Annotated in this window: 10 protein-coding genes and 3 pseudogenes; 9 read left to right on the forward strand and 4 right to left on the reverse strand. The window is 65.5% G+C overall.

Going from position 1 to position 11,253, the window contains the following annotated elements; translation table 11 throughout:
- Positions 1-28: 28 nt before the first annotated feature.
- From ACWFRJ_RS30790 to ACWFRJ_RS30805, 4 genes and pseudogenes are all read left to right on the forward strand, one after another.
- Entirely contained in the window at positions 29-202 is a 174-nt protein-coding gene (locus tag ACWFRJ_RS30790; protein ID WP_453538079.1) for a hypothetical protein, read from the forward strand.
- 70 nt (positions 203-272) lie between these two features.
- Positions 273-1,336: pseudogene (locus ACWFRJ_RS30795) on the forward strand (integrase core domain-containing protein).
- 3 nt (positions 1,337-1,339) lie between these two features.
- Positions 1,340-2,212 (forward strand): integrase, encoded by an 873-nt coding sequence (locus ACWFRJ_RS30800; protein ID WP_453538082.1) that lies wholly within the window; start codon positions 1,340-1,342, stop codon positions 2,210-2,212.
- Positions 2,173-2,403, forward strand: a complete 231-nt coding sequence (locus ACWFRJ_RS30805) for an integrase core domain-containing protein (protein WP_453538590.1) — start codon at positions 2,173-2,175, stop codon at positions 2,401-2,403. The genes ACWFRJ_RS30800 and ACWFRJ_RS30805 overlap by 40 nt, the downstream gene beginning before the upstream one ends.
- 25 nt (positions 2,404-2,428) lie before the next feature.
- Here the strand turns inward: ACWFRJ_RS30805 and ACWFRJ_RS30810 are convergent.
- From ACWFRJ_RS30810 to ACWFRJ_RS30820, 3 genes and pseudogenes are all read right to left on the reverse strand, one after another.
- Positions 2,429-2,641 (reverse strand): annotated as a pseudogene (locus ACWFRJ_RS30810) (transposase); the annotation flags it as partial.
- Between the two features lie 126 nt (positions 2,642-2,767).
- Positions 2,768-3,304, reverse strand: coding sequence for a phosphoribosyltransferase (locus ACWFRJ_RS30815; protein ID WP_453538085.1), 537 nt, complete (start codon positions 3,302-3,304; stop codon positions 2,768-2,770).
- A gap of 91 nt (positions 3,305-3,395) precedes the next feature.
- Entirely contained in the window at positions 3,396-4,019 is a 624-nt protein-coding gene (locus ACWFRJ_RS30820; RefSeq protein WP_453538088.1) for an SMI1/KNR4 family protein, read from the reverse strand.
- A gap of 127 nt (positions 4,020-4,146) precedes the next feature.
- On the opposite strand from ACWFRJ_RS30820, the gene ACWFRJ_RS30825 reads away from it, so the two are divergent.
- Positions 4,147-4,955 (forward strand): IS5 family transposase gene (locus tag ACWFRJ_RS30825; protein ID WP_453538091.1). Its coding sequence is split into 2 segments (ribosomal slippage): positions 4,147-4,485 and positions 4,488-4,955, totalling 807 coding nucleotides; the frame shifts between segments, so codons are not numbered across the junction.
- Positions 4,956-5,796: 841 nt separating this feature from the next.
- Here ACWFRJ_RS30825 and ACWFRJ_RS30830 read toward each other — a convergent pair.
- Positions 5,797-6,181 (reverse strand): annotated as a pseudogene (locus ACWFRJ_RS30830) (transposase); the annotation flags it as partial.
- A gap of 568 nt (positions 6,182-6,749) precedes the next feature.
- On the opposite strand from ACWFRJ_RS30830, the gene ACWFRJ_RS30835 reads away from it, so the two are divergent.
- From ACWFRJ_RS30835 to ACWFRJ_RS30850, 4 genes are all read left to right on the forward strand, one after another.
- Entirely contained in the window at positions 6,750-7,079 is a 330-nt protein-coding gene (locus ACWFRJ_RS30835; protein WP_453526625.1) for a hypothetical protein, read from the forward strand.
- 69 nt (positions 7,080-7,148) lie between these two features.
- The gene (locus ACWFRJ_RS30840; RefSeq protein ID WP_135335255.1) at positions 7,149-7,460 is read left to right on the forward strand and encodes a pore-forming ESAT-6 family protein; all 312 of its coding nucleotides are present in this window, start codon (positions 7,149-7,151) and stop codon (positions 7,458-7,460) included.
- 61 nt (positions 7,461-7,521) lie between these two features.
- Positions 7,522-7,923, forward strand: coding sequence for a DUF6507 family protein (locus ACWFRJ_RS30845; protein ID WP_453538096.1), 402 nt, complete (start codon positions 7,522-7,524; stop codon positions 7,921-7,923).
- A complete protein-coding gene (locus tag ACWFRJ_RS30850) occupies positions 7,920-11,207 on the forward strand; it encodes a hypothetical protein (RefSeq protein WP_453538099.1) in 3,288 nt (1,095 codons plus the stop codon). Before ACWFRJ_RS30845 ends, ACWFRJ_RS30850 begins: the two co-directional genes overlap by 4 nt.
- Positions 11,208-11,253 lie beyond the last annotated feature (46 nt).

Below are 11,253 nucleotides of genomic sequence, written 5' to 3' on the forward strand. Positions count from 1 at the left end.
GGTCGGTGGTGCGGCAGGATGAGCGCTCGTGCTGCTTCGTCTCGCCTACCTGACCGTCACCAACACGTTCACCGCACTGCGGATGCTGCCGATGAGCGACCGCGATACATGGGCGGACCGGGCAGCGATCGAGGGACTGGCCCGGCTGCTACCCAAGGACTTGCGAAAGCACCTGTTCGTCACCTGTCCCGCTCGGAAATAGGATTCCGGTTCTGGCCTGCAGCTTCTCCACGCGGGGCAACAGTCTCAATGGCGCCTGGGATGCTCCTTCGCTGTCGCTGTCGATCGTCACCACCCTGGTCCGGAATCTGATCAAGCTGCCGTCTGCCGTGCTCCGCAGCCGCGTGGCCAAGGACGCAGAGGTCCTCGCGTTACGGCATGAGAACGCGGTGCTGCGCCGTCAGATCGCCCGCGTCCGCTACGAGCCCGCAGACCGAATCTGGCTTGCCGCGCTCTCGCGGTTCGTCCCGCGCGAGCGCTGGCGCCAGGCCTTCGCGTCACCCCCACCACACTGCTGGCCTGGCACCGCCAACTCATAGCCAGGAAATGGACGTTCACGCGGCACCGCCGCCCCGGCAGACCCTCCACCGCGCCCGCCGTTAAACAGCTCATCCTGCGCATGGCCCAGGAGAACAGCAGCTGGGGCCACCGCCGGATACAGGGCGAACTCGCCCGCCTCGGCTACCCGATCGCCCCGTCCACAGTCTGGGAGATCCTCCACACAGCCGGCATCGACCCCGCGCCGCAGCGCTCCGGCCCCACCTGGCGGCAGTTCCTGACCGCCCAGGCCCACGGCATCATTGCCGCCGACTTCCTGCACCTGGACGCCATCTCGCTCGAGCGCCTGTACGCCCTGATCTTCATCGAACATGGCACCCGCCGCGTCCACCTCGCCGGCATCACCGCCCACCCCACCGCCGCGTGGACCGTTCAGCAGGCCAGGAACCTTGCCATGGCGCAGGGGCACCGGTTGGAGTCGCTGCGCTTCCTCCTCCGGAACCGGGACAGCAAGTACACCCGTTCCTTTGACGCCGTCTTCGAGGCCGACAACGTGGAGATCCTGCTCAGCCCGCCACAGGCGCCCAAAGTGAACGCGATCCGCGAGAGAGTCGTGGGCACCCTCCGCCGCGAGCTCCTCGACCGCATGCTGATCTACAACGAGGCCCACGCTCGCGCAGTCCTGGTCGAATACATCAGGCACTACAACGGACACCGCCCCCACCAGTCCCGGCAGCAACTGCCCCCGGACAGCACCGAACCAGCCTGTGGGTGCCCGAAATTCACTATCCCTACTGACCTGGCCTTGCGGTCGAAGCCGGGCATGGCGAGATCCTGAGACATGGCTCTGCGACTGCTGTACCTAGCCTTCCTGAAAATCTTGGGCTGGCTTGCGTTGCTTGCCCGATCGGAGACTTCCAAGAACACAGAGATACTCGTACTGCGGCACCAGCTCGCCGTGCTCCGCCGACATGTCCTCCGCCCACAACCCTCATGGGCGGACCGGGCAGTGATCGCGGCGCTGGCCCGGTTGCTACCCAAGGGCCTGCGAGGGCATCTGTTCGTTACCCCGGGCACGCTGCTGCGCTGGCACTCCGACCTGGTCAAGCGCCGCTGGACCTACCAACGCCGAGGACCAGGCCGACCGCCGACCCGACGGACCGTTCGGGAGCTGGTGCTGAGGATGGCAGCGGAGAACCCGCTCTGGGGATACCGCAGGATCGCGGGTGAGCTGGCCGGGCTGGGCTGCCCGGTTGGCGCCTCGACGGTATGGGCGATCCTGAAGAGAGCCGGGATCGACCCGGCACCACGACGATCAGGCCCGACCTGGGCAGAGTTCCTCCGCAGCCAGGCTTCCGGGTTCCTCGCGGTGGACTTCTTCCACGTCGACACCGTTTTGCTGCGGCGTCTGTACTGCATGGTGGCCATGGAGATCTCCACCCGTCAGATACACCTCCTAGGCGTCACCGCCCATCCGACCGGTAGCTGCGCAGTCCAGCAGGCCCGTGAGCTCCTCACGGCACTGGACGACCGCGTTGACCGAGTCAGGTTCCTGGTCCGAGACAGAGATGCCAAGTTCACCGAAGCCTTCGACGCAGTCTTCGCATCCGAGACCATCCAGGTCCTGCTCACACCAGTCCGGGCCCCCGGGCAAACGCGTACATCGAGCGCTGGATCGGCGGATGCCGCCGAGAACTCCTCGACCGCACACTGATCACCAACGAACGCCACCTGCGTAACGTACTGGCCGCGTACGAAACGCACTTCAACACCCACCGCCCACACCGCGCCCTCCACCAAACAGCACCCCTGCGACCACTCCCCGCCCCGGTCAACCCGGACGGCAAGGTCATCCGTCGAGATCTACTCGGTGGCGTGATCCACGAATACACGCAGGTCGCATAGGGCGGCCGAGTTTCGGGCACCCACAGGCTCCGTACAACGCTCCATGCCCACGCCGATGTTCGGGCACCAGCGCCAGATCCACCGGCGAGACCACCGGCCCGTCGAGGCACAGCACCGCGTCAGCCAGTTCGAACAGTTCGTCCCGACGGGCGGTCAGACACGCGTAGAACTCGCTGCGGAAACGGGAGGCGTTCGCGAATGCCTCCACCCGAACAGCATCAGCCAGCACTCGAACCATCACGGTCTTCGTCGCAGTCACATGCATCCTGGTAGGAGCACAGGATCAGACGGAGCCTGCCCCCATCACCGCTGAACTGCGCAAGCCTTCCTCAAGTTCGGACTTGTTCGAAGTGCGACACTGAACTCAGATCTCGGACGGCGGGAGTTCCCGCGCATCCAGCAGCCCCCGAACGGTGCCGAGTGCGTTCTTTGGCAACGTGGCGAGCTGATCAACGATGACGCTGCACCCCAACCAGGTGGCCCCGCATTCCTCGGCCATGCTCCTGACTGCCGCAGCCTGGTTTCCGGTCTCGATCCAGTCATCGACCAAGAGAACCCGGTCCGCCGGCCCCAGCGCGGACCGCTGGAGCCGCAGCGTGTGGCGAATACGCCGGTAATCGGGAGCCGACTGGCGCACCATTTTGTCGCCCGGGAAGAGGCCTTCACCCTTCCGAACAGGAACGAATCCGACGCCGAGCTCGACCGCTGCGGCACCTCCCAAGAGGAATCCCCGCGACTCGATCCCGCAGACTGCGGTGACCCCCTCGTCCCGGAACGGTTCCACCAGACCTGCGACCACTGCGGGCAGCGCCTTGGCGTCCCGGAAGATCGCCCACACATCGGCGTGCCCGCCGACCCATCGAAAGTGCTCCAGCGTCAGATCACGTGCGGTCGTAGGCATGAGCGGGAGTCTCCCGATCGCCGGACTGCCCAGCAACCCAATATCGACCGGCCTCTCGGTACCGGCCCGCACCCGTAGATAGAGAACAAGCTCAGAGCCCTCCGTAGCGGTTCTCCAGGGCTGCCATGTCCCAGACCGCTGGCACGCCGTCCTGTTCTGCGTCCGCGTCCTCCCAGTACGGAAGCCCCTGTTCGTCCGTGGTGAGCACGTAGTCCAGGACATCCGTGGCATAGCCGTCGGACAGGGCCTGCGCGGCCCAGCTGAGCAGGGCTTGCAACGAGGTGTACTGGGGCAAGTCGTCGAACCGTCCACCGTCACTGTGGGCATGCGCACCGATGCGACCGTGCCGGTCACCCGGTGCCATCTCGACGAAGAGGGAACCCCCGGCGCCATCTACGGCCAGAGGCAACCAGGACGAACGCCAATAACGCAGTTCATCGGGAACGTCCCGCTGCTGTGACCCGATCCACCACACGTAGTCTTTCGCGATCTGGGCTGCTCCGGAGAGGCGGTAGTTGCCGGGCAGCAGACACTCCCCCGAACCGTCATGGCGGCGCAGGGACGCCACCAGGTCGTCAGGAAACGCGAGCCCGCACTGGCGTTCTGCCGCGCGTACCGCATCAGAGCCCGTGGCAGGAGGCAATGAGGCGTACGCCGACGACGCGTACTCACATAACCAGTTCTCGATCCGCAACCACGAGCCGTCAATCGTCATGGCATGCATCGTCGTCCGCGGGACCACCAGACACCAGACCGGCGTCATTGCTCGGCACCACAACCACCCCGTAGATAAAGAACAAGCTGAGACGATGTCTTGATTGGCGGTGGCTTGTTATCCAGGCATGGGGATAGTTGAGCGACTGGTGCCGGACAGGCTGTGGGAGATCTTCCAGGATGTCGCACCGGAACCTCCGGTGCGTGCGCAGGGTGGAGGTCGGCAGAGGTGTGATGACCGCGCCGTGCTGGCCGCGATCGTCTTCGTAGCGACCTCGGGCTGCACCTGGCGGCAGTTGCCGCCAGTCTTCGACGCCTCCTGGCAGACCGTGCACCGACGCTTCACGTACTGGTCCAAGGCCCGGGTCTGGGCGAAGCTCCACCGGGTAGTGCTGGACCAGCTTGGTATGAACGGAGAGCTGGACTGGTCGCGGTGCGCGATCGACTCGGTCAGTATCCGGGCGGTCGAAGGGGGCCTTTGACCGGACCGAATCCGACCGATCGCGGCAAGCTCGGGTCAAAGATCCATGTCATCTGTGACCGCCACGGACTGCCGCTCTCCATCGGCATCTCCGGCGCCAACTTGCACGACAGTCAGGCCCTCATACCACTGATGCGTGGCATCCCACCGATCCGCTCTCGGTATGACCCCAGGCGTCGTCGACCGACCAAGCTTCACGCGGACAAGGGCTACGACTTCGAGCGCCTTCGCCGCTGGCTGCGGCGCCGACAGATCGTGCCACGCATTGCACGCCGCGGGATCCAAGCCTCCGACCGGCTTGGCCGACACCGTTGGGTGGTCGAGCGCACGATGTCCTGGCTGAACGGATGCCGCCGCCTGCACCGCCGTTACGAGCGCAAGGCCGAGCACTTCCTCGCCTTCGCCGGGCTCGCCGCGTTACTCATCTGCTATCGCCGCATGCCACCGGCAACCTGACAGCCCATCAAGGTCAGCGCCAGCTCGGCGGAATGTTGGACAACTGCTGCCGCAGTTCCCGATCTGCTGGTCGGGCCTTGGGCTCGAACCACACGGATCCAGCATCGAGCCAACGGTCACGAAGGTGGCGAGCTTGAGCCACGGTGTCGTCTCCGACGCCTGATTCAGTGCCACAGCACTCGCAGATGACGAACAGAGCCAAGCCGTGATCGTCGAAGCGCGCCTCGCCGACATCCAGTCCACAGATCCGGCACGCGGTCTCAAGCCCACTCTCCATAGGAGAACCCTACGGACACCACCAATCGAGACGTCGTCTTAAGGGGGTCACGGACTACCAGTGCACAGACTTTCTGCCATTCGATCCCACCGGAGAATCGAGGCCGTTCATGACGGATGTGCCAGACTGCGCTCCGCCTGCCCGGGCTGCGATGCTGACGTTCGCGGAAGCCTCGGGCTGGGACAACGAGGTTTCGTATACCTGCCTGACCGAGCGCAACGGGGCGTAGAACGACCGAGGGCCCCAGCGGGGCCCTCGGCGTGCTCGTCACACTCTTACCGAGCTACGACCTTTCGCGAACGATCAAAAAGATCACCGCGATCAGCAGAAGCGTAATCGGTTCCATTTTCCTGGGTCTCCCTCGACTCAAGCCCCTCAGGGCGGCGGGTTGTAGGGAGACCGCCACTAGCGTTCCGAGCACCCACATTGTGCCTGATCTGGACCCGCCCATAATCGAGTTCGGTGGAAACGAGAGTATCTACGCGGCAGCGGCAGCCCTCCGATCGGTCCAGATCTCCCCGTATCCCATGCAATGCGATACGGACAAGCGGCCTTCGCCGACGTCTACTGAGCCTGAACTCGTGAAGTCGTCGAGGTGAGGGAGAGGCCGGTGCCGGCGAGGCATCTGTCGATGAGGTCGCGGCGGTACTGGATCGCACGAAGGGCACGTTTGACGATCTGGCAGGAGGTGGTCGGGGCTGGTGAAGGCCACGTTGCTGAGCCAGCCGCGCCGCAGTAGGGCCCAGAACTCCTCGATTGGGTTGAGATCCAGGGCTTAGGAGAGCAGTTGGTAGACGGTCAGCCAGTCCCGCTTGGCAATCCAGGCGCCCGTCCGGGTATCCAGATGGACGTTCAGGTTGTCCCAGATGAGCACGATCGGGCCGCCGAGCTGGTAACGGGCTGCCTGGAGCAGGTAGCGGTAGTCGGTCCTGGCGAAGCTCTTTCGTCCAGCAACCGCCTGCACTTACGAGCGCCCCCGCTGCACCGACGGCAGCGACGCTGCCCTCCACAGCAGAGCCTCCCCGGTCCGTCGCTGCGGCAGCATCCGCCGGTCAACGAGCCAACGAACGACTCGAACTGGCCGGTCTTCGGCCATCCACGGTGGGGCTCGAGAACACCTTGAGTCGACGACCAGGCGACCAGGCCTGATTCCCAAGCAGCGCTCCTGACTGCTCCGGCCGCCGGTTGCGCCTCCCCTCAGGCCTCGTTGCGCTCGGCCCTCAACGCAAGGTCCCGGCCACGTGACTCCCCTAGGCACCTGCCGACGCGACCCGATCCTCGTGCGGCCGAACTGACACGCTGCTGGTGAGTACGGAGTTGGGCTAATTGCGCCAGGACGCCGCTGCTGACGCCACGCGACAGATCACGCCACTTCAGCCCAATCGACGGTGCGTCTGCAACGCGCGATGGGAGAGGATGTTCGATAGGCTACGGGGCGTGAGTGATGTGTGCTGCTGCTGTGACCGACGGACGAAGGGCGGCGCACACCATAGTTGGCGACTTACGGGGGTGGACTCATGAAGTTCGACATGGGAGACACGACTCTCGCGGTGCTGGGGAAGAACACCGTGGGGTCCAGCGACGATCTCGGGACGCTGATCAACCTCCTTGTCCAGGCGGCCGAGCCGCTGGAGGGCAAGTTCAACGGTGCGGGCAAGGCGACCTTCGACTCGTTCAAGTTGCGCGCGGACGAGATCACTTCGGATCTGAACGGGGCGCTGTCCTCGATCCTGGGCGGCCAGGCCGGCATGGACACCGCGTTCGGCTCCGGTGACCAGGAGCAGTCCGACAACGCCCACCAGAACATGGGCGCGGCCAACTTCGACGGCGCCCGCTTCTCCGCCTGAGCCCGCCGAGCAGGCCTGCTCGCCCATCAAGACACTTCGCACCCATTCGCACACAGGGGGAACTTCGCCATGGCTGGAACCCAGGACCGCCGCTCCTACGACACCGGCGCCTCGTCCGACGTCCAGGGCGGCCTGCAGATCATCATCGGCCAGCTGGAACGAGTGCTCGGCGACCGTGACCGCGCGGTGAAGGCCGCGATGGCCGACTACCAGGCCGACGGCGTCTCCGACGACTACCACGGCAAGGAAGTCCGCTGGAACAAGGCGGCCAACGAGGTACGGGAAATCATCCGCCTCGTACGCACCACGCTGGAACAGAACGACGGCACCGCACAGTCGACCCTCGCGCGGGCACGCGCCGCCGTCGACAACATCGGCTGACCGACAGGCCGCTGCGAGCCGACGCAGATACGGGGACACGGGGCTGAAATAGGGGGTTGGCATGCCGAAATGGGATATTGAGCCGGGCGGGGTGAATCTCGTCCTGTCGCACGTGAACGAGGTACTGGGCGCCCTGGATCGACACGTCGGCGGGTACGGCGAGGACCTGGGTGGCGCAGCGAAATGGTCCGGCGCCCTTGTATCAGGGGAAGCTGGCGACGGAGGCCAGAGCCCGGTCGGAGGACTGGTCGCCTCGGCGCTCGTCGAGTTCGCCGAAGGCACCACCGAGGAAGTGCAGTTCATCGGCGCACGGGCTGGGCAGTCGGTCAGCGGCGCGGCGCTGGCCACCGCCGCCTACGAGGCGGGCGACCTGGAGATCGCGGCCGAGATACAGGATTCCGCGGCCAGTGTCGTCGACCCGGTCCTGGAGCGGCCCATACCCCTCACGCGAGGCTCACTGTGATCAGCGCGAAGGACATTCCCCACTTCACCGGTGACCTGGAGCAGCTGGAGCAGCACGCCTCCGGACTGCGGGCCCATGCCGGCGCCCTGCGCCAGGCGGGCAGTGTGGCGCACACCAAGTTCCAGGGTCTTGGGGCCTTCTACCGGGCACCCGAGGCGGAGGAACTGTTCGCCTCCACGGCCCCGGTGCGGGACCGGGCGGACCTGTTCGCCTCGAAGGTCGAGACGGTCGCCGGGGCGCTGGACGACTACGCCGGCGCGGTGAGGCCCATCATCGCCCGCCTGGACCGTCTGCGGACCCGGGTGGCCGACTTCGTGGCGGGTCTGAAGACCGACAGCGGCGAGATCGACGATGAGTGGACCCAGGACCAGGACAAGATCGACCAGCACGAGGCCCTGTGGAGCGAGGTCGGTCAGGCCAAGGCCGACTTCACCGCCGCCGAGATCGCCGCCAACAACAAGATCACGGCTCTGGTGGGCGGCACCCAGTACGTCCCGCAGGGCTATGAGGGCACGTTGGTCCCGCGCGGTGCGCAGGTCTACGGCTACACCGCCGACGCGCTCAAGCACGCCGACAAGCTGCCCTGGGGCACCCCGGAGGCCCTCACCTACGACAAGTTCGACCTCTCCCACCATGTGAGGGAGGCCGGTGTCAGCATCAAGGACAACGTCGTCGGCACCGTCACCGGATTCGTGGACCTCTTCAGCCCCGGAGCGGACGGTGACGCGGCCCGCAAGGGTCTTGGCATGGCGGTCCTGGGCCTGGAGTCCTACCTCTTCGACCCTCTGAACGAGCAGGACTCGCCCTGGAAAGAGCAAGTTGCCGAGGGCCGCCCGTACACCAAGGCCTTCGCCAAGGGCCTGGTCGGCTGGGACGACTGGGAAGACCACCCGGGCAAGGCCACGGGCACCGTCTTCTTCAACGGCCTGACCATCGCCTCTGGGCCACTGGCCGCCGTCTCGAAACTGGCCAAGGGCGGCGCCGTCGCCAAAACCGCCGGTACCTTGGCCAAGGTCGGCGAGGCCATCGACCCCCTCAGCGCGACAGCCAGGGCCGTCGGCGCCACCACCCGAGCCGTACCCAAGATCGCAGACGTCACCGCCCGCGCCCGCGCCGGATTCGGTAATGCGCCCGGTACCGGATCCGTCAGCACCGTGTGGAGGTTCGCCCCGGGCTCTGAACTCCACGTCGGGAGCGGCGACTTGGCCGTCCTCAAGGGCGGCGTCCGCGACACCACACCACCCCGGGTCGAACTCTCCGCCAACGAACGCATCCCCTCCATCGCCGCGCCCCGGGACCACCAGAACGCCATTCATAGACCCGACGAGATGCCAAATGAAGGCACGGCCGCCGAACGAGCAAACGCGGGGGCGGAGGCGCTGCCGCGACGAGGGCCTCTCCTGGTCGGCGTGCATGCTGGTGATGATGCGACAGCAGCCCTCCGCCGGGACGGGGACGTTCCGCCGCGTAGCTCGCCTCTGCAAGGACCAGAAACTGCCTCCCATACCGGAGACGGTGTGGGAGGAGCTGCCGGGCGGGCCGGGGACGATATCGGTGGAGTGGGCCGCGATGTCTCGGGTGGCACCGCATCACATTTCCCCCCTGGCACATCAGGCGGTTTCACCCACGGCCCCTCAGCCAGCCATGAGCTCCCCGGCTCCGGTGGTCACACCGCAAGCCCGGGCAGCGGCGATCACCTGCCGGGCAACCACATTGACCACGATCCCGCGCGCGCCGGAGATCAGACCATATCCGGGCGTGAAGGTGCAGGGGCCGGAAGCGAGGGTAGCGGCGTCCCGCCGACTGGCGGTCGCGATGTGCCCGGTGCTGTCACGGCTCCGGAGCATCCTCGCGGCAACCGTCCTGACGGCTCGTGGGAGGGGGAGAGCGGTCTGCGCCTCTCCCCAGGTGACAATGCCACGGCCGATGATTTCATGCGGCACTCCGCAGAAGCCGAGCCTCGGATTACCGATACGCTTCAGCAGATCACGCACAACGTCGATGACGGACGCTTGATCGGTCTTGATTATCGCCTCAAGGGCGAGGATTCCCTTAAGCGAAAGCTCGCGACCCAGTTGATCGACGAACCCGAGCGCACAGCACAATCTGCTCTGGGTAAGGTCAGGGACTCTATCCGGTACACCGTCGAGTTCCCCTCGTCCCACTACGCGCCTGGGGTACAGCAAGCAGTCGACACTCTTCGCGCTCAGGGGTTCGAGAGCGTGACGTTCAAGAACACCTGGGATTCCCCCGGTTACAAGGGCATCAACTCGACGTGGCGCGATCCTGCGACGGGCCGGATCTTCGAGGTGCAGTTCCATACCCCTGAGAGCTTCGTCGCCAAGATGGACACGCATGTCCTGTACGAGAAGGGGCGGCTGCCTGGCGTCACCCGCGAGGAATTGGACGCCATCAATGCTCAGCAGGATGAGTTGTTCGACCAGGTTCCTGTACCGCGTGAGACCGGCACGATCGGCCTCACGCACGATGTGCGCCCCGGGCACTCCGCCACCGCTGGCACAAGTGCCACAGGCAGCCACCACGGCCCCGGCGAGGTTCGGAGTAACGCACCGCCGGGCGCGGGTGGAGCAGTACGTGACGAACATACTCCGCATCACGATGGTGGGCAGTCGCACACGGCTGGCTCCACGGACAGCCAGGTGAACCACGATCCGGACGTCACTCATGGGGGCACCGACGCCTCTGATGGCATGGGCACACGACGTGACTACGAAGCACGTGTCTCACCCGAGTCGACGATTGCCGTGCCTCCCAAAGAGGCCAGTGATCTCGTCCTGGAGACTGGGGATCATGTCTACTTCGGCGACGGCGCGACGGCCATCGGGTATGACCAGAACACCGTGGGCAACTTCGCTCGTGTGAAACCCCTGGAGGGGTACCACGATGTCGTGGTACATGGGAACAATCGAGGGTTCTTCATGCCAGGACGCATCAACGAAGCAGGGGTAGGCTTCCCTGCTGGCGACGTACACCCCTCCCACATCGCTGACGCAATTCGAAACAACCCTAGCTACAACGGTGGACCGATCCGCCTCGTATCCTGCCACACAGGATATGTCCGCTTCATGTCGGATGAAATTGCGCCACCCATCGGAGAAGGAGTCCTGCACGATTCAGCGGCCCAAGCAATAGCGAACGAACTGGGCGTGCCCGTTATGGCCCCCACGGACGCAGTGGGAACCTTTTCCAATCGCGGGCCAGGCCAGATCCCGAGGATCAACAGAATGGGATACTGGCGCACCTTCCTCCCCATGTCCCAATAGAACAGGCTCTTCCATGCAAATTGCGGATCACTTCACGGAACTCTGG

This window comes from Streptomyces sp. NPDC055239 (assembly GCF_053606205.1).